Origin of the sequence: Lysobacter sp. FW306-1B-D06B (assembly GCF_038446665.1) — a bacterium.
Taxonomy (GTDB): Bacteria; Pseudomonadota; Gammaproteobacteria; order Xanthomonadales; family Xanthomonadaceae; genus Lysobacter_J.
In genome coordinates this window covers 2203280-2227437 of sequence record NZ_CP151802.1, presented here as the reverse complement: position 1 = coordinate 2227437, position 24158 = coordinate 2203280, and the positions used below count along the sequence as shown (strand labels likewise).

At 68.8% G+C, this 24158-nt stretch carries 21 protein-coding genes; 9 read left to right on the top strand and 12 right to left on the bottom strand.

The genetic code is table 11. The annotated features are described in order from the left end of the window. The first annotated feature begins 46 nt into the window (after positions 1–46). Genes tilS through ispA form a run of 3 tightly spaced genes read left to right on the top strand, consistent with a single transcriptional unit; the run spans position 47 to position 2581 of the window. Positions 47–1387 carry a tRNA lysidine(34) synthetase TilS gene (gene tilS, locus AAFF32_RS10335; RefSeq protein ID WP_254200167.1) on the top strand — a complete coding sequence of 447 codons (1341 nt, stop codon included), beginning with the start codon at positions 47–49 and terminating at the stop codon, positions 1385–1387. A gap of 32 nt (positions 1388–1419) precedes the next feature. Continuing rightward, on the top strand, positions 1420–1713 hold the full coding sequence (locus tag AAFF32_RS10330) for an exodeoxyribonuclease VII small subunit (protein WP_216958845.1): 294 nt from the start codon (positions 1420–1422) through the stop codon (positions 1711–1713). Continuing rightward, positions 1706–2581, top strand: a complete 876-nt coding sequence (gene ispA, locus AAFF32_RS10325; protein ID WP_216958847.1) for a (2E,6E)-farnesyl diphosphate synthase — start codon at positions 1706–1708, stop codon at positions 2579–2581. Before AAFF32_RS10330 ends, ispA begins: the two co-directional genes overlap by 8 nt. A 227-nt stretch (positions 2582–2808) precedes the next feature. Here the strand turns inward: ispA and AAFF32_RS10320 are convergent, their stop codons facing one another. Both AAFF32_RS10320 and pmbA read right to left on the bottom strand, forming a co-directional pair. Next, entirely contained in the window at positions 2809–3261 is a 453-nt protein-coding gene (locus AAFF32_RS10320) for a DUF4870 domain-containing protein (protein ID WP_256448096.1), read from the bottom strand. 91 nt (positions 3262–3352) lie between these two features. After that, positions 3353–4723 carry a metalloprotease PmbA gene (pmbA, locus tag AAFF32_RS10315; RefSeq protein WP_216961753.1) on the bottom strand — a complete coding sequence of 457 codons (1371 nt, stop codon included), beginning with the start codon at positions 4721–4723 and terminating at the stop codon, positions 3353–3355. A gap of 147 nt (positions 4724–4870) precedes the next feature. Here pmbA and yjgA point away from each other — a divergent pair, with 147 nt between their 5' ends. Continuing rightward, positions 4871–5446, top strand: coding sequence for a ribosome biogenesis factor YjgA (gene yjgA / locus AAFF32_RS10310; protein ID WP_216958849.1), 576 nt, complete (start codon positions 4871–4873; stop codon positions 5444–5446). 205 nt (positions 5447–5651) lie between these two features. Here the strand turns inward: yjgA and tldD are convergent, their stop codons facing one another. The 4 genes from tldD to AAFF32_RS10290 form a co-directional block, all read right to left on the bottom strand. Continuing rightward, positions 5652–7094 carry a metalloprotease TldD gene (gene tldD / locus AAFF32_RS10305; protein WP_342315149.1) on the bottom strand — a complete coding sequence of 481 codons (1443 nt, stop codon included), beginning with the start codon at positions 7092–7094 and terminating at the stop codon, positions 5652–5654. 291 nt (positions 7095–7385) lie between these two features. Continuing rightward, on the bottom strand, positions 7386–11216 hold the full coding sequence (locus tag AAFF32_RS10300) for a YhdP family protein (RefSeq protein ID WP_342315148.1): 3831 nt from the start codon (positions 11214–11216) through the stop codon (positions 7386–7388). 136 nt (positions 11217–11352) lie between these two features. After that, positions 11353–12846 (bottom strand): ribonuclease G, encoded by a 1494-nt coding sequence (rng, locus tag AAFF32_RS10295; protein WP_342315147.1) that lies wholly within the window; start codon positions 12844–12846, stop codon positions 11353–11355. Next, a complete protein-coding gene (locus AAFF32_RS10290; RefSeq protein ID WP_216958860.1) occupies positions 12843–13427 on the bottom strand; it encodes a Maf family protein in 585 nt (194 codons plus the stop codon). The genes rng and AAFF32_RS10290 overlap by 4 nt, the downstream gene beginning before the upstream one ends. Before the next feature lie 141 nt (positions 13428–13568). Here AAFF32_RS10290 and AAFF32_RS10285 point away from each other — a divergent pair, with 141 nt between their 5' ends. The 4 genes from AAFF32_RS10285 (at position 13569) to AAFF32_RS10270 (ending at position 18514) form a co-directional block, all read left to right on the top strand. Beyond that, positions 13569–14315 carry an SIMPL domain-containing protein gene (locus AAFF32_RS10285; RefSeq protein ID WP_216958863.1) on the top strand — a complete coding sequence of 249 codons (747 nt, stop codon included), beginning with the start codon at positions 13569–13571 and terminating at the stop codon, positions 14313–14315. 2 nt (positions 14316–14317) lie between these two features. Next, entirely contained in the window at positions 14318–14500 is a 183-nt protein-coding gene (locus tag AAFF32_RS10280) for a hypothetical protein (RefSeq protein WP_216958866.1), read from the top strand. Positions 14501–14618: 118 nt separating this feature from the next. Then, complete coding sequence (locus AAFF32_RS10275; RefSeq protein ID WP_342315146.1) at positions 14619–15287, top strand: TonB family protein; 669 nt, start codon at positions 14619–14621, stop codon at positions 15285–15287. 266 nt (positions 15288–15553) lie between these two features. Continuing rightward, positions 15554–18514 carry an autotransporter outer membrane beta-barrel domain-containing protein gene (locus tag AAFF32_RS10270; RefSeq protein ID WP_342315145.1) on the top strand — a complete coding sequence of 987 codons (2961 nt, stop codon included), beginning with the start codon at positions 15554–15556 and terminating at the stop codon, positions 18512–18514. Positions 18515–18590: 76 nt separating this feature from the next. Here AAFF32_RS10270 and rlmH read toward each other — a convergent pair whose 3' ends face one another. Then, positions 18591–19061, bottom strand: coding sequence for a 23S rRNA (pseudouridine(1915)-N(3))-methyltransferase RlmH (rlmH, locus tag AAFF32_RS10265; RefSeq protein ID WP_216958875.1), 471 nt, complete (start codon positions 19059–19061; stop codon positions 18591–18593). A gap of 116 nt (positions 19062–19177) precedes the next feature. On the opposite strand from rlmH, the gene AAFF32_RS10260 reads away from it, so the two are divergent. Further along, positions 19178–20722, top strand: a complete 1545-nt coding sequence (locus AAFF32_RS10260) for an alkaline phosphatase PhoX (RefSeq protein WP_342315144.1) — start codon at positions 19178–19180, stop codon at positions 20720–20722. A 51-nt stretch (positions 20723–20773) separates the two neighbouring features. Here the strand turns inward: AAFF32_RS10260 and AAFF32_RS10255 are convergent, their stop codons facing one another. The 5 genes from AAFF32_RS10255 to nadD all read right to left on the bottom strand — a co-directional run bounded on the left by AAFF32_RS10255 (position 20774) and on the right by nadD (position 24153). Beyond that, the gene (locus AAFF32_RS10255; RefSeq protein ID WP_342315143.1) at positions 20774–21265 is read right to left on the bottom strand and encodes a DUF2269 domain-containing protein; all 492 of its coding nucleotides are present in this window, start codon (positions 21263–21265) and stop codon (positions 20774–20776) included. Beyond that, positions 21262–21627, bottom strand: a complete 366-nt coding sequence (locus AAFF32_RS10250; protein ID WP_342315142.1) for a DoxX-like family protein — start codon at positions 21625–21627, stop codon at positions 21262–21264. Before AAFF32_RS10250 ends, AAFF32_RS10255 begins: the two co-directional genes overlap by 4 nt. Before the next feature lie 2 nt (positions 21628–21629). Continuing rightward, positions 21630–22778, bottom strand: a complete 1149-nt coding sequence (locus tag AAFF32_RS10245) for a saccharopine dehydrogenase NADP-binding domain-containing protein (protein WP_342315141.1) — start codon at positions 22776–22778, stop codon at positions 21630–21632. A 228-nt stretch (positions 22779–23006) separates the two neighbouring features. Next, the gene (gene rsfS / locus AAFF32_RS10240) at positions 23007–23435 is read right to left on the bottom strand and encodes a ribosome silencing factor (protein WP_216958880.1); all 429 of its coding nucleotides are present in this window, start codon (positions 23433–23435) and stop codon (positions 23007–23009) included. Between the two features lie 40 nt (positions 23436–23475). Then, entirely contained in the window at positions 23476–24153 is a 678-nt protein-coding gene (nadD, locus tag AAFF32_RS10235; RefSeq protein ID WP_342315140.1) for a nicotinate-nucleotide adenylyltransferase, read from the bottom strand. Between the last annotated feature and the right edge of the window lie 5 nt (positions 24154–24158).

Below are 24158 nucleotides of genomic sequence, written 5' to 3'. Positions count from 1 at the left end.
CCCATCGATGGGTTGCTGCATTCCACCGCCGTGGCACCATCGCGCGATGCCCGCCTCCACGCTCGCCCAGGCCTTGCACGACCGTCCCTCCGCGCCGCTGTGCGTGGGATTCAGCGGCGGCCTGGATTCGACCGCGCTGCTGCACCTGCTGGCCGCCGAACGTCCCGCGTCGGGGCTGCGGGCGATCCACGTGCACCACGGCCTGCACGCCGACGCCGACCGCTGGGCGACTCGCTGCGAACGGGCCTGCGCGTCATTGAACGTTCCGCTGGCGGTGATCCGTGTGAACGTCGTGGCGGCCGGCGACGGCCCCGAGGCGGCCGCGCGTGCGGCGCGGCATGCGGCGTTCGCGCAGGCCCTCGCGTCCGGCGAGGTGCTGGCGCTGGCGCATCACCGCGACGACCAGGCCGAGACCTTCCTGCTGCGCGCCCTGCGTGCCTCCGGGCCGGACGGATTGGCGGCGATGCGGCGCTGGCGGGCGTTCGGGCCGGGTCGGCTGTGGCGGCCGCTGCTCGACATCGACCGCGACACGCTCCTCGCCTACGCGCGTTCGCACGCGCTGGAATGGATCGACGACCCCAGCAACGCCGACACCGCCTTCGACCGCAACTTCCTCCGCCAGCGCGTGCTGCCGCTGCTGCGCGAGCGCTGGCCGCATGCAGGCGATGCGCTGGCGCGCTCGGCGGCGCTGTGCGGACAGGCGAACGATCTGCTGGACGATGGCGACGCGATCGCGCTCGCCGATGTCGCCACGGCCGATCCGCACTGCCTGTCGCGCACGCGCCTGCTCGCCCTGCCCGATGCGCGCCGCGCGCGGGTGCTGCGCCGCTGGATTAATGAACTCGACCTGCCGCCACTGCCGGCGAACGGGATCGAACGCATCGAGCGGGAGATCCTCGCCGCACGCGCCGACGCCGAGCCCGCGTTCCATTGGCAAGGCGCCGTGGTGCGCGCATGGCGCGACCTGCTGCACGTGGAAACCGCGCGCCCTTCGCTGGACGTGGACTGGCGCGCGCAATGGGACGGACGCGCGCCGCTCGCGCTGCCGCACGGCGGCACGCTGGCGCTGGAAGGCGCGGCGGCGTTCGACGCGCCCCTGACCGTGCACGCACGTCGCGGCGGCGAGCGGCTGCTGCGCGCCGGCCGCACGCATTCGCACGCGCTCAAGCACGTCCTGCAGGAACTCGGCGTGCCGCCCTGGGAGCGCGAACGCTTGCCGTTGTTGAGCGATGCGGACGGCGAACTTCTCGCCGCGGGCGACGTGGCCCATTCCGCCGCCTTCGACGCATGGCTGCGCGCACGCGGCGCACGGCTGAGCTGGCATCGCGATGGCCTCGTCGCGCCCGGGACCGTGTCCTGCGCCCCAACCGCCGGCGACGGCAATTGACCCCCGCCGGGGCGCGGTCGCACACTTCACGCATGCCCCGCAAACCCGCCTCCGAAGACGCGCCGGCCACCTCGCCCGTCAGCGATTTCGAGCAGTCCCTGGACGCGCTCGAACAGCTGGTGGAGAAGATGGAACACGGCGAGATGAGCCTGGAAGACTCGCTGGCCGCGTACGAACGCGGCGTCGGCCTGTACCGCCGCTGCCAGAGCGCGCTGGAAGAAGCCGAATTGCGCGTGCGCCTGCTCAGCGACCCGCAGCAGCCCGCAAGCGGGGAGCCGTTCTCCACGCCGCCCCTGCAGAACGGACAGAGCCCCGGCGATGTCTGACCTCGCGCGCTGGCGCGAACGCGCCGACGCCGCGCTGCACCGTGCCCTGCCCGATCCGCACTCGCCGCCGCAGCGCCTGCACGCGGCGATGCGCCACGCCGTGCTGCTCGGCGGCAAGCGCATGCGGCCGTTGCTCGTGTACGCCGCCGGCGCCACGTTCGGCGCGAACGCCGACGCGCTGGACGCACCGGCGGTCGCGGTCGAACTGATCCACGCCTACTCGCTGGTGCACGACGATCTGCCGGCGATGGACGACGACGCCCTGCGTCGCGGCCAGCCGACGGTGCACGTCGCCTTCGACGAAGCCACCGCGATCCTCGCCGGCGACGCGCTGCAATCGCTGGCGTTCGAAGTGCTCGCATCGACCGACGCGCCCGACGCGACGCGCGTGGAGTTGCTGCGCACGCTCGCCGTCGCCTCCGGCGCGGCCGGCATGTGCGGCGGCCAGGCGCTGGACCTGGCCGCGACGGGCAACGGCGCTTCGCTGCCGGTGCAGGCGCTGGAACGCCTGCATTCGCTCAAGACCGGCGCGCTCATTCGCGCTGCCGTGCGCATGGGCGCGCTGTGCGGCGGTGCTTCGGGCGATGAGATCGAACGCCTGGACCGTTACGCCGCCGCGCTGGGCCTGGCCTTCCAGGTGCGCGACGACATCCTCGACATCGAAGGCGACAGCGCCACGCTCGGCAAGACCGCCGGCAAGGACATCGCGCAGGACAAGGCGACCTTCCCCGCGCTGATCGGCCTGGACGCCTCGCGCGCGCGTCTGGACGAACTGCGTCGCGCCATGGACGAGGCGCTGGCACCGTTCGGAGAACGCGCGAACACGCTGGCTGCGCTGGGGCGGATGGCGATCGAACGCGATCGCTGAGGAGCGCACGCGGATGCGGGTGGGGATGCGGACGCGGGCGCTCGCGGTGCGTCCGATATCGTCATCCCGGCGAAGGCCGGGACCCAGGCTGTCACGCCATCAGACACTTCACTTCGTCCGACACATCACGTCATTCCAGCGAAAGCTGGAATGACGGACACCACAAAGAAAACGCCCGCTTCAATGAAGCGGGCGTTCTCTTTTCAAACGAGTCTTCGACGCGTCGCCTACTTCACCAACCGCAACGTGAAGGGATAACGGTACGCCACGCCATCGTTGGCCTTGATCGCCGCGACGATGGTGAACACCAGCCACGCGATGCCGATCACGAACCACGCCGGAATCGCGATCAGGAACCCGATCCCCAGCGTCACGAACACCAGCACCCACAACGCGAAGAACACGATCGCCACGGTGATGTTGAAGTTGAGCGCTTCCTTCGCCTGGTCGTCGACGAAGGGCATCGTGTCCTTCTTGATCAGCCAGATGATCAGCGGGCCGAGGAAGGTGCCCCAGGCGCCGACGCCGGAGGTCAGCACCGCACCGGCGATCGCCGACAGATGCGCGAACATCGCCCACTGCCGCTGCTCGGCGGCCACGCCGCTGGGATGATCCTGCGACGGCGACGGTGGCGGCGGTGGTGTGGAGGTCTGGCTCGGGTCGAACGGATTTTCGCTCATGCCGGTTGCTCCCTGAATGGACAGCCCCACTTTCCGCCCGGCCCGATGACAGGTCAAGCGGCGCAGGTCATGCGCCGCCGCAGCGCGAGGCTCAGCTTTCCGACTCGCCGGCCACCGTCATGCGGCCGACCAGGATGGAGCCGGTGCGCACGTGTGAACGCGGGTCGACGTCACTGCCCACGGCCTCGATCGCCGCGAACATCGACTTGAGATTGCCCGCCACCGTGATGCCATCGACCGGATACTGGATCTGGCCGTCCTCGATCCAGAAGCCCGCCGCGCCGCGCGAGTAATCGCCGGTGACGTTGTTCACGCCCTGCCCCATCAGCTCGGTGACGAGCAGCCCGCGGCCCATGCCGCGCAGCATCGATTCGAAATCGCCCGCGTTCGCCTCGACCTGCAGGTTGTGCACGCCGCCGGCGTTGGCCGTCGTCGCAAGGCCGAGCTTGCGCGCCGAATAGCTGCCCAGGATGTAACGCTCCAGCACGCCGTGCTTCACCAGCGACGATTCGCGCGTGGCGACGCCTTCGGCATCGAACGACGCGGAGCGATAACCGCGCGGCAGGAACGGGCGCTCGTCGATGCCGAACCAGTCCGGGAACAGCTGCTGCCCGGCCGAATCAACGAGGAAACTCGCGCGGCGATAGAGCGCGCCGCCGGACACCGCGCCGAGCAGGTGGCCGATGAGCGAACGCGCCATTTCGGCGGCGAACAGCACGGGGTACTCGCCCGTGGCGATCTGGCGCGGATCCAGACGCGAGGCGGCGCGCTGCGCGGCCTTGCGGCCGATGGTGGCGGCCGATTCCAGGTCGTCCGCCGACAGGCCGATGCTGTACCAGCCGTCGCGCTGCATCGCATCACCGCGGCCGGCGATCAGCGCGCAGCCCAGGCTGTGCTGCGTGCTGCGCTCGCGGCCGATGAAACCGTGCGAGTTGGCGTACACGCTGATGCTCTCGCCGGTGCCGAGCGAGGCGCCGTCGGAGTTCTCGATGCGCGGATCGGAGTCGCGGCCGGCCTGCTCGCAGGCCAGCGCCAGGTCGAGCGCACGGTCGGCGTCGATGGGCCACGGATGCCAGGAATCGAACTCGCGCAGGTCCGTCGCCATCAGCGCGGCGTCGGCCAGGCCGGCGGCGGCATCGTCCTCGGTGTGGCGGGCGATCGCGCAGGCCTGCTCGACCGTGGAATCCAGGCTGTCCTCGCGCAGGTCGGCGGTGCTGGCGCTGCCCTTGCGCTGGCCGAAGTAGACGGTGACCGAGATGCCGCGGTCGCGCGTGGACTCGACCGTCTCCACCTCGCCCATGCGGACATTGACGCTGAGGCCGGATTCCTCCGAGCACGACACCTCGGCCTGCGTGGCGCCGCGCGCGCGGCAGTGGTCCAGCAGGCGCTGGGACAGGCCGGCGAGCGCCTCCAGGCGCGCGTGGCTGTCGCCGAGCGAGGCGGCGTAGGCGGTCGGGTTCAGGGTGGCGATCTGGCTCAAGAGGGGGTCCTTCGGGGTTTTTCAGGCGCGCGATTGCACAGGATGAACGCGGAAAAGCCGTGTGAAGTGCTTTATCCGCGGCGATCCGCGAAAATCCGTGCCGGAGACTTTGGAAACAACAGGTGCGCCATGCGCGGTAGAGACGACGAAACCGGTGAATTCTTCAGCCCCAGCCGCAGCCAGAACCGGCGCGAGGCGCTGGAGGTGCTGGCGCTGGGCGAGAAGCTGGTGTCGCTGACGGAGGCGCAGCTGGCCAAGCTGCCCGTGCCCGATTCGCTGCTGCCGCACATCCGCGAGTGCAAGCGCATCACCGCGAACATCGCGCACAAGCGTCAGCTGGCGTACCTGGCCAAGCAGATGCGCCGCGAGGACGACGAGGTGCTGGAGGCGATCCGCGACGCGCTCGACGAGGACGGCGAGGCCGCGCGGCGCGAAGTGGCGGCGATGCATCGCATCGAAGCGTGGCGCGAGCGCCTGATCGCCGACGGCGATGCGGCGCTGGCGCAACTGCTCGACGAATACCCGACGGCCGACCGCCAGCATCTGCGCGCCCTGGTCCGCAGCGCGCTGGACGAGCGCAACAAGAACAAGCCGCCGCGCGCGTTCCGCGAGCTGTATCGGGAGCTGCGCGAGTTGATTCTCGGTGGCGCGAACGCGGCGGACGATGCCGAAGACGACGGCTCCGACGAACGCCTGCAGGACTGATCTGAGCGGCGCCTGCCGAAAAGACGTCAACTCCATCGCAGGATTCGCCATCCCAGCAAAAGCTGGGATCCATCTTGATCTCACGCCGAGCTTCATTCGCTGCGCGTCGAACGCAGAAGCAACATGGATCCCAGCTTTTGCTGGGATGACGAGGCGACCGGGTCCGGCTTGGTCCATTGCCACGTCTCGCTCCTGAATCCCCGCATCAAGCCTGCGTACCGCCCACCGTCAGCTGGTCGATCAGCAACGACGGCTGGCCCACGCCCACCGGCACGCTCTGGCCGTCCTTGCCGCATACGCCGACGCCTTCGTCCAGCGCGAGGTCGTGGCCGATCATCTTCACGCGCTGCATGGTTTCAGGGCCGTTGCCGATCAGCGTGGCGCCCTTCACCGGCGCGGTGATCTTGCCGTCCTCGATGAGGTAGGCCTCGGTCGCGGAGAACACGTACTTGCCGCTGGTGATGTCCACCTGGCCGCCGCCGAAGTTCACCGCGTACAGGCCCTTCTTCACCGAGCGGATCATCTCTTCCGGATCGTGCTGTCCGGCGAGCATGTAGGTGTTGGTCATGCGCGGCATCGGCAGGTGCGCGAAGGATTCGCGACGGCCGTTGCCGGTGGGCGCCATGCCCATCAGGCGCGCGTTGAGCGTGTCCTGCATGTAGCCCACGAGCACGCCGTCCTCGATCAGCGTCGTGCAGTTGGTCGGCGTGCCTTCGTCGTCGACGTTGAGCGAACCGCGACGTCCCGGCAGCGTGCCGTCGTCGACGATGGTCACGCCGGGCGAGGCCACGCGCTGGCCCATGCGGCCGGCATAGGTGGAGGTGCCCTTGCGGTTGAAGTCGCCTTCCAGGCCGTGGCCGACCGCTTCGTGCAGCAGCACGCCCGGCCAGCCGCTGCCGAGCACCACCGGCATCACGCCGGCCGGCGCGTCGATCGCCTCCAGGTTCACCAGCGCCTGGCGCAATGCTTCGCGCGCGAGCTTCTCGGGCTTGTCGCCGTCGAGCAGTTCGGAATAGCTGTAGCGACCGCCACCGCCGGCATAACCACTTTCGCGGCGGCCGTTCTGTTCGACGATCACCTGCACGTTCAATCGCACCAGCGGGCGCACGTCGGCGGCGAGCACGCCGTCGCTGCGCGCGACCAGGATGGTGTCGACGCCGCCGGACAGGCTCACCATCACCTGCTGCACGCGCGGATCGGCCGCGCGCAGCAGCTTGTCGACGCGACGCAGCGCTTCGACCTTGGCTTCGTTGGCGTAACCGTCGATGGGGTCTTCGGGCACGTAGAGTTCGCGACCGCCGCCGCGCACCAGCGAATGCGGCGCCTGCACCGAGCCGTCGCGGGCGATGGCACGCGCCGACTTGGAGGCGGCGAGCAACGCCTGCGTGTTGATTTCATCCGAATAGGCGAAGCCGGTCTTCTCGCCGCTGATGGCGCGCACGCCCACGCCCTGCTCGATCGAATGCGCGCCGTCCTTGACGATGCCGTCCTCCACCGTCCAGCTCTCGCGGCGCGCGTGCTGGAAGTAGAGGTCGCCGAAATCCACGCCCGGGCCGAGCAACGTGCCGAAGGTGCGTTCGAGCCCGGCCGCGTCGAGCCCGGCGGGCAGCAGCAGGCGGTGTTCGGCGATCTGGATGGGCAGGGTCATTCGGCTTCTCTGGAGTGGATCGGGAGCCCACGGGCCGTGCGCGGATGCGGCGTTCCGGCCGGAAAGCCCGGCGGACACGGCGGTGGAGGGTCAGGAACGAGATGGTGGCACAACCGGCGAACGCAACGGCTTCACGTGGCGGCCGGGCGGCAGGAAACGCGGCATTTTCGGTGTGGGGCACGCGAAAGCAGCTTCTTGCCCCTCTCCCCTCGTCTCGTCCCGCCCGGCCCGAGCGCGTAGCGCTCGGGCGTTCGTCAGCGCGCGAACCCGTGGTTCGCAGGCAGCGCCGGCTCACCCCTCCGGTTTCGGCTCTCCCGCCTTCGCCTGGCCGGACTGGCTGCCCACGACCTCCACCTTCGGCTCCTTCCACGGCCCCGTGACGCGGTACGTCCGCGAGGCCATCTCGCCGATGGGTTTCTGCAGCACCGCATTGGCTGCCGCGCCGATGGCGGCACCGACGGGGCCGGCGGCGATCGCTCCGGCCACGGTCAGCAGGTTGCCGGCCTTCGGGCGTACTTCGATGGTCTGGTCGAAAGTCTGCGCGCGCAGGTTCGCCGTGCCGCGAATGCCGATGGACGCAGCCGGCCCATCAATGGACAGGTTGTCGCTGTGCGCCATGCCGCCGGCGAAGTTCACCTTGCCGCCGGCGCGGTTGAAGGCGAAGCCCTTGTTGAAGAAGTCGCGGAAGTCGAGCATCAGCCGGCGCGGCAGTTGCGCCAGGCTCAGCAGGCCGAGCACGCGGCCCGCGCCGGGTTCGACTTCCAGCAGGCGGCCGTCGCGGATGTCGGCCTCCAGGCTGCCGTCGAGCGAAGCGACGTTGAACGCCGCCGGGCTCCCCGCCCAACCCGCCGCGAAGTGCATCGTCCCGACGCCGCCGCCGAGCTGCCGGCCCATGCCGAACCCGGCCAGCAGGCTGCCCAGGTCCTGGCTGTCGATGCGCACGTCCAGTTGGGTGCGCGCGGTCGCGCCGCGTCCGTTCCAGTCGCCGCTCACGTCGATGCGCTGCTTGTCCGAACGCATCTGCACCTGGTCGATGCGCATGCCGGTCGCGGTCGGCAGCGTGCGCAGCTTCGCTTCCCCCAGGCGCGCGTCAGACACGCGCAGGTCGGCGATGTCGATCGTGAGCGGCGGAATCTTCGCCGGATTGAACGCGTCGTCGGCAGGCGGCGCGGACGGAGGCGGTGTCGGCAGGCCCGCGGGCGGTGCGGGTTGCTTCGGCGCGCGCCAGTACATGCGATCGAAACGGCCGGCGATGGCCGCGCCTTCGGCCGCCGGAATCAGCACCGCGCCCTGCAGCGCCGCGCCTTCCGCCTGAACTGCAGTGGCGCCCTGTGCCGCCGGCACCACCACCAGATGCGTGTCGTTGAACACGCCTCCCAGCAGATTCAGGCGCTGCGCGGTCACGTCGATGCGTTGCAGTGACAGGCCTTCGCCGCCACCGCCGCCTTCGAGCAGCGCGATCCAGTCGATCGCATCCAGCTCGTTCGCACGGCCCGTCGCCACCAGTCCGCGCGCGGGCGGCACATCGTCCACGCGGTTGCTGCCGAGCGCCAGGCGCACGCCGGTCTGTCCGTTCTGGCTGCGCGCGCGCACCGCGATGACGTTGCCCAGGTTCACGCGAATGTCGCCGCTGCCCATCGGCAACGGTGTTTCCACCGCCGTCGCCAGCGATTCGTCGGCGTCCTTGCGCAACGGTTCGGGCAGCGTGAGCGCGGTGCCGACCAGGTTGGACTGCAACTGCAACATCGTCGGCGCGGTCTTGCCGGCGGCGACCTTGGGAATCGCGATGCCGACCGTCCACGACGAGCGCCCATCCACGTGCGGCTTCAGCCACGCCATTTCAGGCGCGCGGTCGAGCAGTTCCTTCGTGCCCATCTGCGCGTCCAGGCCGGCTTCGAACGCGTTGCCCTTGTCGCGCACGAACGCCTCGCCGGCGCGCAGCGACAGCGTGCCGGGCTGACCCTCGTGACGCACCTTCAGGCCGTCGGCGCGGAAGCCGCCGCGCGCGTACTCGGCGCGTCCGCTGACCTGGTCGAAGTCGAGCTTCCAGCGCGGATCGCCCAGCTTGGCGTTGTCGAGCTGCACGGTGCCGCCGATCGCCGTGACCGCATTGGGATGCAGCGGCATGTTCATGTCGAACCCGACCTTGGCCGGGCCGCTGGCGACGACGTTCTTGAGCGTCTCGCCGTGTTCCTTCTGCAACGGGCTTCGGCGCAGCAGTTCGAGCAGCTGCGCCGCATCGGCGGCGCCTTGCGCCTGCACGGTGAGTGCGCCGCCGCGGTAATGATCGATGCCGGCGCGGATCTGGCCGATGGCCACGCCCGCAATGCGTCCGCGTCCCTGCACGGTGAAGCCGTCGGCGATGAAGGCCACGTCGGCGTCGAGGTTCTCCGCCGCCGGCCAGTCGGGCTGGAACTTGACCGACGCCCCGTCGAGCTTCGCGGTCGCTTCGAACAGGCCGTTGCGATCGCGGAACGGCCAGTCGTCCAGATCGCCGGACACCACGGCGTGCGCATCGCGCAGGCGCCCGCCGACCAGCGCCGAATCCAGCCAATCCACCACCTTGGGCGACATCAGGTGGCGGACCCAGAAGCCCTTGGCGACGGGCACCTGGGTTTCATCGATGTCGGCGGCGATGTCGATGCGCGGGCGCGAACCGTCGCCCTGCCACCACAGGCCACCGCGTGCATGCACGCCGAAATCGGGGCCCTTGATGGCCAGTGCCGGCGTACCGATGCGCCAGCCGTTGCCTTCGCGCCATCCGGCGACCGAACCCTGCAACGCCACCGTGTGCGCGACGCCGAATCCGCGCGGCCAGTCGAAACGCATCGGCGAGGCGGGATCGAGCTGCAGCGCGAAGCCGTCCGCATCGCCCAGGAATTGCCCGGCCAGTCCGCTCACGCCCGGCGCGTTGCCGACGGCGTCGAAGCCGAACGCCGCGATGCGCGCCTGCGCGCGCAATCCACCGCCACGCACGCCGGCCACTTCGACGTTCTGCAGCGAAACGCGCGGACGCGTGTTGTGCAGCCACACGCGCAGGCCCGGTGCGAGGTGATCGCTCAGGGACGCGGCGGTGAGCAGCGGACCGGCATCGATGCGGTCGGCGAGCAGCGCATAACGGCGGCCACCGGCGACGACGAGGCCGTCGAGCTTCTGCGCTTCCTTGCCGGTGTCGATGCGCAGCGTCTTGGCATCCACGCGCCAGCCGCCGTCGATGACGCGCCAGCGCGCCAGCGCCGCCACGCGCGTGAACTGGACGCGCGGCACCGCGCCGCCCGCGAGCGGCGCGCCGCGCAGGCCGACGCGCTCGAGCGCGACGTCGGCGGTGACCTGGGTGATGCGGTGGTCGCGCAGTTCGGCCCAGGCTTGCGCGCGGCCTTCGCCGGATTCGCTGCCGATGCCGGCGATCTGCAACAGCGGCGCCCATGCCGCCAGATCGGCGCGGCGCGCGCCCATGTAGGCGCGGCCGTCGCCCTTGATGCGGTCGAAATCGAGCACCGTGTCCAGCGTCGAGGACGCAACGCCTGTCGAATTCACGCTGGGCCAGGCACGCACGCCGGCGCGCACGCGCGGACCGTCGACACGCAGGCGCAGGTTGATGCGCGGGACTTGCGCATTGATGCCCAGGTTGGGCGCGATCACGGTGATCTTGCCGTCGATCACCTGCAGCTCGCCCAGTCCTTCCAACGCGGAGAACGGATCGCGCTGCGGCTGCTCCTGGCCCGGCAGGCCGCGCACCTTCCAGCGACCGTCGGCGGCGCGTTCCAGGGTCAGGTCCAGTCCACGCAGGCGCAGCTCGGAGAACGCATGCCCCGGCAGCAGGCCGGCGTACACGGAGACGAGCATTTCCGTGTCGCCGACGGTGAACGCCGAATCGCCCGCGCCGATGCGCAGGTTGTCCAGCCGCAACAGCGGGCCGCGGCGCGTCCACGCGGTCTGCACCTTGTCGAACGAGACCGGCCTGCCCGCGCGTTCACTCAACCATGCGGCCACGCGCTGCGGGTTGCTCTCCGCCAACGGCAGCACCTGGCTCGCCACCGCCAGCACCAGCGCGACCAGCACCAGCGAGAGCGCGACGAGATAGCCCAGCCCGCGACGGGCCATGCGCATGCGGCGGCGCATCGGAGTCGGCATCGTTCAGCTCGCGCGCAAAGGGAACCGGGAGACGGAATGGCGCATCCAGCCATTCTCCCGCCACGTACGAGAACGCCGCGTTACCGCGGCGTCGACCCTCCGGTGTTCCCGGCGGCGCATCAGTTCACAGCAGCACGACATCGAACTGCTCCTGCGCGTACTGGTCGTCCGCCTGGAAGCGGATCGACTTGCCCAGGAATTCCTCCAACTCGGCCACCGCGGCGGACTCTTCGTCCGTGATGCGCGCGACGACCTTCGAAGACGCGATCACCATCAACCGCTGCGCATCGAACTGGCGCACCTGGCGGACGATGTCGCGGAAGATCTCGTAGGTCACCGTTTCCGGCGTCTTCAGCGTGCCGCGCCCGCCGCATTCGTGGCAGGGCTCGCACAGCTGGCGCTCCAGGCTTTCGGTGGTGCGCTTGCGCGTCATCTCCACCAGGCCCAGCGGCGAGAACTCGTACACCGTGGTCTTGGCGTGGTCGCGCGCGAGCGACTTCTCCAACTGCCGCAGCACCTGGCGCTTGTGCTCGGAATCGGTCATGTCGATGAAGTCGATGATGATGATGCCGCCCAGGTTGCGCAGGCGCAGCTGGCGCGCGACCGACTGCGCCGCTTCCAGGTTGGTGCGGTACACCGTCTCTTCGAGGTTGCGCTGGCCGAGGAACGAACCGGTGTTGATATCGACCGTCGTCATCGCTTCGGTCTGGTCGATGACGAGGTAGCCGCCGGACTTGAGCGGCACTTCCTTGTCGAGGGCGCGCTGGATTTCGTCTTCGACGCCGTAGAGGTCGAAGATCGGGCGCGCGCCGGTGTAGTGCTCGATCTTCTCGTCGAGCCCGGGCATGTACTGCGCGGCGAACACGCGCAGGCGCTCGCAGGTCTCGCGCGAATCCACGCGCACCTTTTCCACGTCCTTGCGCATCAGGTCACGCACGGCACGCAGCGGCAGGTTGAGGTCTTCGTACACGCGCTCGCCGACGCGGGCGCTGCGCGCGCGTTCCTCGATCAGGCCCCACACGCGGCCCAGATAAGCGACGTCCTCGGCGAGCTGCTCCTCCGGCTGGCCTTCGGCATTGGTGCGCACGATGTAGCCGTGGCCGTCGCCCGTGGGCGCCAGCGAGGTGATGTGGGTCTTCAGGCGCGCGCGCTCGGCTTCGTCCTCGATGCGCGCCGACACGCCGACCACGCGCGTGCGCGGCAGCAGGACGAGGTAGCGCGAGGGAATGCTCAGCTGCGTGGTCAAGCGCGCGCCCTTGCTGCCGATGGGATCCTTCACCACCTGCACGACGATCTCCTGCCCTTCGCGCAGGAGTTCGGCGATGGGCCGCGTCGGCGTCGGCGGCAGCGGGGCTTCCTCGCCGGCGTTCTCGCCTTCGGCCACCGGCGTGGGCTTGACGATGTCGGCTGCGTGCAGGAACGCCGCGCGCTCCAGGCCGATGTCGACGAACGCCGCCTGCATGCCCGGCATCACGCGCTGGACCTTGCCCTTGTAGATGTTGCCCACCACCCCGCGACGCCAGCCGCGCTCGATGTGCAATTCCTGCAGCATGCCGTTCTCGACGACGGCGACGCGGGTTTCGCGGGGGGTGACGTTGACCAGGATCTCTTCGCTCACTTCACCACTCCGAACTCGCGCAGCAGCGTGGCCGTCTCGTACAGCGGCAGCCCCATGACACCGGAATAGCTGCCGGACAGTCGGGTGGTGAAGGCCTCCGCGAGGCCCTGGATGGCATAGGCCCCGGCGCGCCCGTGCGGCTCGCCGCTGGCGACGTAGGCGTCGATCTGCGCCGGGGTCAGTTCGGCGAACGTCACCTCCGACACCGATACGGCCTGGCCCTCGCGCGCGGGCGAGACCACCGAAACGGCGGAGATGACCTGGTGGGTGCGGCCCGACAGCCGGCGCAGCATCGCGGCGGCGTCCGCCTCGTCGGCGGGCTTGCCGAAGACTTCGCCGTCCAGCACGACCTCGGTGTCGGACCCCAGCACCACGGCGGCCGGATTGCCGACGACGCGCAGCAGCCCGGCCCCCGCCTTTTCGCGGGCGACCCGGCGCACGTAGTCCTCGGCGGGCTCGCCGGGCTGCGGGTGTTCGGGGATGTCGATGTCCAGGACGCCGAACTCGGCGCCGGGCTGGCTCGAGAGCAGCCGGCCCAGCAATTCGTGACGGCGTGGGGATTTGGAGGCGAGATACAGCATCGAGGAAGAATAACCCGCGCTGACTGACGGACCGAACGGGCATTATCTGCAACCCCGACCGGGCTCACGAATCGTTCACCGGAACGCCAAGACCCTAGGGCCCGTCGCTGACGGCCGGCCCTACCACCCCAAGGAGTTGTCATGCCCCAGCTGTCCCGCCTCTCCCTGCGCCCCCTCGTCATCGCCGCCGCCCTCGCTTTTGGAGCCCTGCCCGCCGTGAGCCCCGCCCAGACCACGCCTTTCGTCGCCACCGACGGCACGCTGCTGAACGTGTCGGCACAGGCCGAGGCCCGTCGCACGCCGGACATCGCGACCCTGTCCACGGGCGTGGTGACGCAGGCCGCCGACGCCAACGCCGCCATGCGCGCCAATGCCGAACAGATGGCCAAGGTGGTCGCGGCGATCAAGGCCGCCGGCATCGCCGAGCGCGACGTCCAGACCAGCGGCGTCAACCTCAACCCGCAATACAAGTACGGCGACAACCAGCCGCCGACCATCACCGGCTACCAGGCGATGAACAACGTCAACGTCGTGGTGCGCGACATCAACAAGCTGGGCAAGATCATGGACGCGCTGGTGGCCACCGGCGCCAACCAGATCAACGGCCCCACTTTCGACCTGGACGAAGGCAAGAAGGAAGCCGCCTACGACGAAGCCCGTCGCGCGGCGGTGGAGAAGGCCCAGGCCCGCGCCGAGATGTACGCCAAGACGCTGGGCAAGAAGGTGCGCCGCATCGTCAGCATCAGCGAGGGCGGCAACTTCGCCCCGCCGCGCCCGATGCCGATGATGGCGATGAAGGCGATGGATCGCATGGAATCCACGCCGATCTCACCGGGCGAAAACGTTCTGTCGGTCAACATCGACGTGGTGTTCGAACTCGGGAACTGACCATGTCGAAGTCCGGCAAGACCGCTCCGCCCGCCGCCGATCCCAAGCCCGGTCGTAACCCGGGCTACGCGGAGACCGAACCGCGCGATCGCGAGGACGCGCATTCTCCGAAGCCTCGCGACAAACCGCATCCCGACGATGGCGGGTTGGATCGCAAGCCGGAGACGGAACCGGACAAACCCTGACATCGCCGATCGTTCTACAAACGGGCCCGCCACGCGGGCCCGTTTCTTTTGTGCGTCCTCAACCCCGTAACGCGCGCGGGTGCGTTTGCGGTCATGGCACACCCCAGGAGGTCACGCCATGGCACACGCGATCCACTTCCCTTCCGGCACCACGCGCGATCCGATCGACGGCGGCCGCATCGCCGCGAACACGGGAACCCTGCTGATCAACGGCGCGGTGGTGCTCGCGCTGCTGGTGCCGTTGTCCCAGCAGATCGTGCAAGCGCCGGTGCAACGCGACGATGCGATCCAGATCGTGCAACTGGAAAAGCCCAAGCCCATCGTTCCGCTGCCGCCCGACCCCGTCGAGATCGTTCGCAAGCCGCCGCCCCCCACCTCGCAACCGGTGCGCCCGCCGCAACCCGTCGCGCGCGTCGAACAGCAGGTCGTGGATTCTCAGCCGGGCGATGTCGCGATCACCGCGCCGGACGTCGCCATCGACACCACACCATCGCTGGAGCCCGTCGCACCGCCGGCCGCGGCGCAGTTGCAGGCGCTGGTGTCGCCGCCTCCGCCGTATCCGGGCGACGCGATGCGCGCCGGACTGAGCGGCACGGTGGAGCTGGAGATCCTCGTCGGTGCCGACGGCCAGCCGCTTGACGTGCGCGTGGTGCGCAGCAGCGGGCACCGCGTGCTCGATCAGGCCGCACGTCGCACCGTGCTGTCGAAGTGGCGTTTCCAGCCGGCCACGCGCGACGGACGCGCGGTGGAGGCGCTTGGACGTGTTCCGATCGAGTTCAAGCTGTAGTGCGGGGTAGCACCCCCTCGCGTGGATAGCACGCAGCCCGCTGCGTGCTGCCAACCGCATCAGACTTCTTCGCATATCGAAGCAGAAAGCCGGTCAAGACACTGAAGCCGCTCCGGGTGACCGGGGCGGCTTTTTTGTTTGGCAGGCGTATCCGAGTCGCGCGACAGCGACATCCGCCTGCAGGCGTCCGCTCCGCCACGCAAGCGCCTGCGCAGCCACACGTTGCGTGCACACCGCCTTCCAACTTCACAGACAAGGCTTCCGCCATGGAATCTCGCAAGGGAAAACCGAACTTCGCTTTCAACAAGCATCCTCTGGCAAGCATCATCGGCGTGTTCTTCCTCAACAGTAGTCCGGCGGCGTACGCCCAGGCCTGCATCGTTTCTTCGACGTCAGGCACCGACGTCCCGGCCACCGCGTCCTGTACGGCTGGGCAGATGGTCCTATTTGCCAGCGGAAGGGGCAGCAGCATCACCGGCGCTCCCGGCATTGCGCTGGCGACCTCTGGTCCATCAAGAGCCACCGTTCGTGCTCAAGAGGAAGGAGCATTGACGCTCGATGGAGGATCGGTCACCTCCAGCGGAAATTCGGCTATCGCAGTCAGTACCCAGTCGCTTGCGCATGCGTCGCTCAGGAATGTAGTCATCACCTCGACGGGAGATTCCACAGCAGGTCCGACTGGCGGCGTCTTGTCCGAGACTGGATCCACTGCACGCCTGATCGGCGGGTCTGTCAGTTACACCGGCACCAACGGAAACGCTGTGAATGTCTTCAGCGAGGCATCGGATGCGGCGGAGTCCGTCGTAACACTGGAAGGAACCACCGTCACGGCCAACGGGCTCGGTGCATGGGGCATCAATCTGCAAGGTGGCAAGGCGGTGGTGCGCGATACCACCATCAATACGCGGGGCGAGATCGCCGACGGCATCCACCTGACCGACCATTTCGCCAGGTACGACGACGGGTCCACGCTGGTTCTGGAGGGTAACAACACCATCGTGACGGATGGGGTGCAAGCCAATGGCATCGCCATCAGTGGCGGCGCCCAGCTGACCATCGATGGCACCACCAATCGTCTGCCCGACACCACCGTGAAGGGGAGACGAAGCGCGGTGCTATACGCGGATCAGGTAAGCGCGCCAGTGGGCGCCGTCTCCCTGATTACCGTTCAGAACGGCACCCGGATAACCAACGGCGGCAGCTACGAAGGGACGATCGGTGTACGGGCGAAGGACGGTGCCCGGGTTTCGCTGATGTCGGGAACGGTCGTCAGCATGTCGGGGACCTCGGTGGAAGGCGTACGCGCCGACAACTTGGGCAGCCGGATCTCGGTTGATCACAGCCAGATCGAAGTCGCCGGCTCCGGAGCACAGGGCGCCCGCCTGGAAAACGAAGGCCGGCTGGAATTGAACGCGAGCACGCTCCAGGCCAGCGGAACGGACGCCACGGCATTGCGCATGATTGGCGTGAGCACCCAACTGGTGAACACCGCCACGCTCGATGCCAGCACCCTGACCAGCACCGACGGGCCGACGATCAGCGTTCTCGGCGGCGATGCCACTGTCGCGGCGACAGACTCGGAGATCACCAACAGCCGCGATGGCATCGTCCTGTCGAGCACACAGGACAGCATCGTGAGGCTCAATGCGGTCAACTCGTCCATCCGCGGCACCGTCCAGACGGAGGCAGGCAGCCAGGCGACACTCGCGCTGGACGCCACAAGCCTGTGGAGCCTCACTGGCAACTCCAGCCTGACCACCCTGACCAATGAAGGCACGATCGCCTTCACCGCTCCCGCGGCAAGCGGCTTCAAGACCCTGGTGACCACGGGCAATTACGCCGGCGACGGGCTGATCGTGCTGAACACTCAGCTCGGCGACGACAGTTCGCCCAGTGACAAGTTGATCGTGAAAGGCGACACCAGCGGCGACGGCCGGCTGCGCGTTCTCAATGCAGGCGGCGCAGGCGCGGCTACTGCACAGGGCATCGAGGTCGTCCAGGTGGACGGCACGTCCACGGGCACCTTTGCGCTCGACGGCCGCGCCGTGGCCGGTGCGTACGAGTACCGGCTGCATCAGGGCGGCAACGCGGCCGCGGGCGGCGATCCCACCGATGGCAACTGGTATCTCCGATCGGAAGCGACCCCTCCTGTTCCGCCCGTTCCGCCCGTTCCGCCTGTACCGCCCGTGCCTCCAACACCGCCGACGCCGCCCGCACCTCCCGTGCCGCCGGTGACGCCCATCACTCCCACTCCGAGCGGCCCGACCTCCCCCATCCCGCTCTACAGACCCGAACCCGCGGCCTACCTCGCCAATCAGGCCGCGTCGACCCGCATGTTCAATCACGCCATGCACGATCGCATGGGCGAGCCTAACCTCGGCCTACACGGCGCCGATGGCCGCACGTCAGCGGCCTGGGTGCGCGTCACGCGGAACCAGATGGACGGACGCACCGGCGAGAATCAGCTCGATGCCGGCACGGACACTTCGGCGCTGCAGATCGGCGGGGAGATCGCACGCTGGAACGATGACAGCCGTTTCCATCTCGGCCTGATGGGCGGCACCGGACGCGCCGAAACCCGCGTGACCTCCACCGCGCTGACATCCGCCGCCAAGGGCAAGGTGATCGGCTACAGCCTGGGCCTGTACGGCAGCTGGTTCGCCAACGCGAAGGACTCCACCGGCCTGTATCTCGACAGCTGGCTGCAGTACGGCCGTTACGACAACAAGGTGCACGGCGACTACCTGGCAGAGGAACGCTACGACTCGCGTGCGCTGGCGGCATCGGTCGAAGCTGGCTACGCCGCACGTTTGAGCTCCGGCGGGAAGACCGACTTCTACATCGAACCGCAGGCGCAGGCGATCTTCAACGACTACTCCGCCTCGCGGCATGTCGAGAACAACGGCACCGTCATCGATCAGGTCAAGGCCGGCGGTTGGACCACCCGAGTCGGTGTGCGCTTCTACGGCCATGCCGCAGACGCGGACGCCAACCTCGTGCAGCCCTTCGTCACCCTCAACTGGTGGCGCGACAGCGATGCACATGCCATGTCGTTCAACGACACCAGGCTGGCGCTGCAACTGCCGCGCGACCGCTACGAGGCCAAGCTGGGCGCGCAGGCGCAGCTCGGCGGCGGCTGGACGGGCTGGGGCGACCTGGGCCTCACCTACGGCGCCGGCGATTACCGCGATGTCGCGGGCCAACTCGGCCTGAACTATCGCTGGTAAGCCCGTCACCAGTGGCGATCGCGAAGCCACCCCGGGCATACCGGGGTGGCTTTTTCATTCCAGGGGAACGGCGCCCTCAGGCGCGGTGATACGGATGATTCGCCAGCAACGCAGCCGCGCGATACAGCTGTTCGGCGAGCACCAGCCGCACCAGCATGTGCGGCAGCGTCAGCGGGCCGAGCGACCAGGATTCATCGCCGCGCGCGATCACGTCGGGCGCATGGCCTTCGGGCCCGCCGATCAGGAACGCGAGGTCGCGACCCTGCGCGCGCCAATGTTCGAGCCGCTGCGAGAGCTGTTCCGACGACCATGTGCGTCCGCGTCCATCCAGCGTGACCACCAGCGCGTTCTTAGGCAACGCGGCGATCACGCGGGCCCCTTCGTCGGTTGTTGCGCGCACGGCGTCGCGGCCCTTGCCGCGCAGGCCGGGCTCGATCTCCACCAGTTCCAGCGGCAGCCAGTGCGACAGCCGCTTCTGGTACTCGCCGAATCCCTCGGCCACCCAGCGCGGTGCGCGCTCGCCCACGGCGATCAGTTTCGCTTTCATCGTCACGATGGTAGCGGCTGCGCGTCACGATGCCGCGCATTGACGCGAGGCTGTCATCTTCCGGCCACGCCGCACTCCTAGCGTTCGGGCTTCCCCCAGCCCCGCAGGAGATGCAGATGGATTCGTTCGATCCCTCCCGCCGCCAGGTCCTCAAAGGCAGCGCCGCCGCGATGGCGGTAGGCGCCATCGGCAGCCTGAGCGCGCTGTACACGCGCCAGGCCATCGCCGGTGGCGATCCGACCCGCCTGGCACCGATTCCCAGCCGCTACGGCCCGCTCGCGCCGTCCATCGATCGCAGCACCGGCCTGCCACTGCTGCAACTGCCGCGCGGCTTCAGCTACCGCTCCTTCGGCTGGAGCGGCGACCGCATGAGCGATGGCCAACCCTGCCCCGACCGTCACGACGGCATGGCCGTGGTCGCCGTGCGCAAACCGGGGCGCGGGCACGACCGTCACCCCGGACGCGGGCACGGTCACGGCCACGAACTCGTCCTGGTCCGCAACCACGAACGCGGCGGCGCCACGCCCATCAACGCACCCGGCATGTACGACAGCGGCGACATCGGCGGTGGCCAGCGCGCCGGCGGCGGCACCACCAACCTGATCCACCGCAACGGCGAGTGGCACAGCATGGAAGCCAGCCTGGGCGGCACGCTGGTCAATTGCGCCGGCGGCCCCACGCCGTGGGGCACATGGCTGACCTGCGAGGAGATCAAGACCAACGACGCGTCCAGCACCGGACGCCGACACGGCTACGTGTTCGAAGTGCACGCCGATGCGGAGCGCACGAGCGGGCGACCGCTGGTGGGCCTGGGGCGCTTCAGCCACGAAGCGGTGGCGGTCGATCCGCGCACCGGCATCGTCTACCTCACCGAAGACGACCGGAACAAATCCGGCCTGTACCGCTTCATTCCCAACGACCGGGCCGGCCGCTACGGTTCGCTCGAACACGGCGGGCGCCTGCAGGCCGCACGCGTTCGCGGCAAGCGCAACGCCGATCTCACCGTGGCGAAGATCGGCGACGAATACGCGCTGGAATGGGTGGACATCACCGATCCGGACCTGGACACCATCGCAGCGCCCGCGGGCTTTCCCGACATCTCCGCGGGCGAGACGCTCAGCGGCCCGTTCGCGCAGGCGTGGAGCGATGGCGCGCTGCGCATGAGCCGCGGCGAAGGCATCTGGCACAGCTACGGCAAGCTGTTCATCGTCGACACCAGCACCGGCGTGGACGAACAGGGCCGCCGCGGTCGCGGCAACGGCTCGGTGTGGGTGCTCGACCTGCTCACGCAGCGCATGCGTGCGCTGTTCGTGAGCGGCCACCAGCTGGCCGCGCACAACCCCGACAACATCACCGTGAGCACGCGCGGCGGCGTGTTGCTGTGCGAGGACGGCGGCGAAAGTCCGGACGAATACGGTCCCGGCGCGCGTCTGATCGGCCTCACGCGACGCGGGGAGTCGTTCTATTTCTGCAAGAACAACATCGAGCTCACCTCCACGCAGATCGCCAACGCCGGCAAGACGATCGCGGAAGGCGACTATCGTGAGAGCGAGTTCTGCGGCGCCTGCTGGGATCCGTGGAGTCGCAAGATGTTCGTCAACATCCAGACGCCGGGCATCACGTTCGCGATCACGGGACCGTGGGAACGCGGGCATTTGTGAGGCGCGGGCATCAGAGCGCGGCCGCACAGGGAGGTGCGGTCGCGATGGGGCTCAGAACGGCAGTAGCTGCGCCCAGGACGCCGGTTTGACCACCATGAGATAGAACACCGCCAGCATCGCAATGAAGGCTGGATAGCCGAGCGCTTCCCACCAACGTGCATAGCGCCAGTACTCGGCGGGCAGCACGCCGGCCCCATCCACCGCGGCGGCGGCCATCGCCGCCATGCGCACCTGCAGCCACACAACGGGCAACCACAGCGCGCCCGTCGCCACGAACAACACGATCGACAGCGCAAGCCACGGTGTCGTGAGCGGCCAACCCGCCAGGTACGCCATGAGCAGTCCGCTGGCAGGCTGAATCAGCACCGCCGGCATGGTGAACCAGAAGTCGGCGCGAACCACCAGCCGCGCCACGACGGCCTGCGCCTGCACGTTGCCGCTGCGGTTGGCAAAGAACAGGTAGAACGCCGTGCCGAAGCCGGTGCCGACCAGCACCACGCTCGACAACACATGTATCCACTTCACCCACAAGTAGACCGTCATTTCGTCGTCCTCATCAGGATCCACAAGGCCGCGGCGATCGGAACGTTCTTCGTCAGTGGCCCCAGTGGATGCAACCAAAGCGAGGGATCGAGCACGCTGGCTATCGCCGTCATGGCCAACATCATCGCCAAGGCCCAGAGGTAGATGCGACGCGACGGCCGTAGTGCAATAGCGACACCGAGCAGCAGGTCCACGGCCGCGCCGGCCACGATCAGCGCGACAGCGATATCACGGTGGAAGATGCCCGCGTTCGCCAGCAACTGCATGCTCTGGCCGTCGAGTTCCCAAAGGCTGACGAGCGCCGTCGCAAGCCACACGAACACGATGCTGCCGCGCAGAACCTTCTCGTCGACTGCCTTCATGGTTACGTCGACGCGATGGCGGGCAGTACTGCCGGCGACGATGCCGGCGTTTCGTCGACGAGGTCTACGATCATTCCCCACCGCGCGAACTCCGGCTCGAACTCGCGCAACGACAACAACCCCGCCGCCGTGAAGGCGCCCGGCATCATCACATCGCCGGCGATCAGCTTTCGTGCCAGCACGATCGCGGCCATGCACGGGATCTCAGGGCCGTGGTCATCGTCCGCCGCAATGTGCCACGCGCGCCGCGCAGAGCGCCCTGCATCATCAAGTCCTTCCACACACACGACCATTCCGCCGAGCGACGAACCCAACCAGTCGAACAGGCCGGCGGCGCGGTTCAACGCACCGGCCCAGCGTTCCGGCCGCCGGAGCAGGCGCATGCCGCGTAACGCTGCCAGCACTGCGAATGCACGCTGCGCTGCGCCTACCTCGAGCGCGGCACGGAACATCACGCGGTCGCGTACGTGGTATCGCGCGGGGAACAATTCGAGGTCGGGGATATCGCACAGCGCGCCGAGGCGTGGTCGCAGCCGCTGGAATTCGACCCGTTCCGGCGCGGCCCACCCTGCCGCCTGCGTCCACTGCCCACCGCTCCAGATCCGGATCGGCTCGCCGCAATAGCTCAGCACCGCCGCCAGGGTCGCCTTGCCGCGCGGTGCCGTCTGCGCGGGCGCGATGCATATGTCCACCGAATGGATGGCCTGCCAGCCTGCACACAAGTGTTCGATGACGGCCGAGGACAGAGCGGGCACAGTGCTCGCGCCGCTGATGCCCGTTCGACCGGCCCGCAGGAACGCATCGCCCAGCGCCTGCGGGAAATCGCAGACGAAGCGCCGTCCGTCGGCCAAATCGATATAGTGCGCACCCGCCCGCGCCGCCGCATGAGCTACGGCGTACGACTGCTGCTGGAACGGGCCGGCGACATGGATCACCAGGCCGACGCCGAGCGCACGCAGCGCGTCGCCGAAGTCCGGCGCGTAGCAGTCGATCGACACGGCCGTCGCCCGCCCGCACAACGAATCGACCAATCGCTGCGCCTGGCCGAGGTCGCGCCCTGCCACTTGCAACTCGATCGCGGGGTCCGTTGCCAAGGCCCGACAAATGCGGGCGCCGAAATTTCCGTACCCCCCCAATACCAGCGTTTTCATCCGTCCCGCTCGGCCATGCGTTCGTGGCGATCAGTATCACCGAGGTGCGCGAAGTCGCGATAGGAATTGGGAGTGTCCGATTGGGCAGGCCTGGATTCCGGCCCTCGCCGGAATGGCGGCGACATCGGCCCCGGCGCTAAGGTTGCAGTCCAATTGCAGGGGTCGAGTTCTCCCCCAACGAAAACGGCGCCTGAAAGCGCCGTTTTGCGATGCGGTTTGCGGCTGCGTTTACAGGCGCTCTTCCATGTCCGTCTCGACTTCCTCGTCGTCCGCGCCCGGCGGCTGGTCGCCGACCGTCCACAGACGTTCCAGTGCATAGAACTCGCGCACGCGCGGCAGCATGACGTGGACCACCACGTCGCCCAGGTCGACCAGCACCCATTCGGCCTCCCGCTCGCCTTCCACGCCCAGCGGCTGGACGTCGAGCTTCTTGGAGAACTTGACCACTTCGTCGGCGATCGACTTCACGTGGCGGGTCGAGGTGCCCGAAGCGATGACCATGTAATCGGTGACGCTGCTCTTGCCGCGCACGTCGATTTCGGTGACATCGCGCGCCTTGAGTTCCTCTACGGCCGCATGCACGGTCTTCAGCAGGAGGTCCACCGGCGGCGGCGGGTTGGGCAGGCGGGTCTTGATGACTTGCGCTTCGGTACTCAAGGGGCGTTGGCTCTCTTCTGGCGACTGCGGTGCTTGGAGATTATAACGAAGCCGGCGTGACGCCCCGGACGCGGTACAGGCCGTGGCGGCGGATGTACTCGGCCACGGCCGCGGGCACGCCGTCTTCCCACGCCTCGCCCGCGGCGATGCGCTGGCGCAGCTGCGTCGACGACTCCGGGCGTTCACGCTGCAGCGGGAACACGGCGAATCCACCCGCCGCGCGGCTGTTCAGGTCGATGGCCTGGCACCGTCGCGGGCCGATTTCGGCCTCGACCTCCGGCGCCCGCGCGGCCACCGCGACCGCCTCCAGATGCGCTCCCGGACGCGCGACCGCCAGCAGGTGCGCCAGATCGAACAGCTCGCGCCAGCGATTCCACGTATGCAACTGCAGCAAGGAATCGCCGCCGATCATCCACACCAGCGGAACGTCCGGGCCGAGTTCCTCGCGCAGGCCGCGCAGCGTGTCGACGGTGTAGGACGGGCCCTCGCGGCGCAGCTCGCGGCGGTCGACCTTCAGGCCCGGCTCGCCCGCGATGGCCAGGTCGAGCATGCGGGCACGGGCCTGTGCGTCGGCATGGGTGACGTCCTTGTGCGGCGGGTCGGCCGCAGGCACGAGGAAGACCCGCGCCTGAAGCGCGTCACGCACTTCGCATGCGACGGACAGGTGTCCCGCATGCACGGGATCAAAGGTGCCGCCGTAGTAGACGCGCAGGCCCATGCGCA

Bases quoted from the DNA above. Each gene is read 5' to 3' on its own strand.
- ispA (WP_216958847.1), top strand. From the start codon at position 1,706: ATGTCTGACCTCGCGCGCTGGCGCGAACGCGCCGACGCCGCGCTGCAC.
- tilS (WP_254200167.1), top strand. From the start codon at position 47: ATGCCCGCCTCCACGCTCGCCCAGGCCTTGCACGACCGTCCCTCCGCG.
- AAFF32_RS10270 (WP_342315145.1), top strand. From the start codon at position 15,554: ATGGAATCTCGCAAGGGAAAACCGAACTTCGCTTTCAACAAGCATCCT.
- AAFF32_RS10290 (WP_216958860.1), bottom strand. From the start codon at position 13,427: ATGCTGTATCTCGCCTCCAAATCCCCACGCCGTCACGAATTGCTGGGC.
- AAFF32_RS10285 (WP_216958863.1), top strand. From the start codon at position 13,569: ATGCCCCAGCTGTCCCGCCTCTCCCTGCGCCCCCTCGTCATCGCCGCC.
- AAFF32_RS10250 (WP_342315142.1), bottom strand. From the start codon at position 21,627: ATGAAGGCAGTCGACGAGAAGGTTCTGCGCGGCAGCATCGTGTTCGTG.
- rlmH (WP_216958875.1), bottom strand. From the start codon at position 19,061: ATGAAAGCGAAACTGATCGCCGTGGGCGAGCGCGCACCGCGCTGGGTG.
- AAFF32_RS10245 (WP_342315141.1), bottom strand. From the start codon at position 22,778: ATGAAAACGCTGGTATTGGGGGGGTACGGAAATTTCGGCGCCCGCATT.
- yjgA (WP_216958849.1), top strand. From the start codon at position 4,871: ATGCGCGGTAGAGACGACGAAACCGGTGAATTCTTCAGCCCCAGCCGC.
- AAFF32_RS10255 (WP_342315143.1), bottom strand. From the start codon at position 21,265: ATGACGGTCTACTTGTGGGTGAAGTGGATACATGTGTTGTCGAGCGTG.
- tldD (WP_342315149.1), bottom strand. From the start codon at position 7,094: ATGACCCTGCCCATCCAGATCGCCGAACACCGCCTGCTGCTGCCCGCC.
- AAFF32_RS10280 (WP_216958866.1), top strand. From the start codon at position 14,318: ATGTCGAAGTCCGGCAAGACCGCTCCGCCCGCCGCCGATCCCAAGCCC.
- AAFF32_RS10300 (WP_342315148.1), bottom strand. From the start codon at position 11,216: ATGCGCCGCCGCATGCGCATGGCCCGTCGCGGGCTGGGCTATCTCGTC.
- AAFF32_RS10260 (WP_342315144.1), top strand. From the start codon at position 19,178: ATGGATTCGTTCGATCCCTCCCGCCGCCAGGTCCTCAAAGGCAGCGCC.
- AAFF32_RS10330 (WP_216958845.1), top strand. From the start codon at position 1,420: ATGCCCCGCAAACCCGCCTCCGAAGACGCGCCGGCCACCTCGCCCGTC.
- nadD (WP_342315140.1), bottom strand. From the start codon at position 24,153: ATGGGCCTGCGCGTCTACTACGGCGGCACCTTTGATCCCGTGCATGCG.
- AAFF32_RS10275 (WP_342315146.1), top strand. From the start codon at position 14,619: ATGGCACACGCGATCCACTTCCCTTCCGGCACCACGCGCGATCCGATC.
- AAFF32_RS10320 (WP_256448096.1), bottom strand. From the start codon at position 3,261: ATGAGCGAAAATCCGTTCGACCCGAGCCAGACCTCCACACCACCGCCG.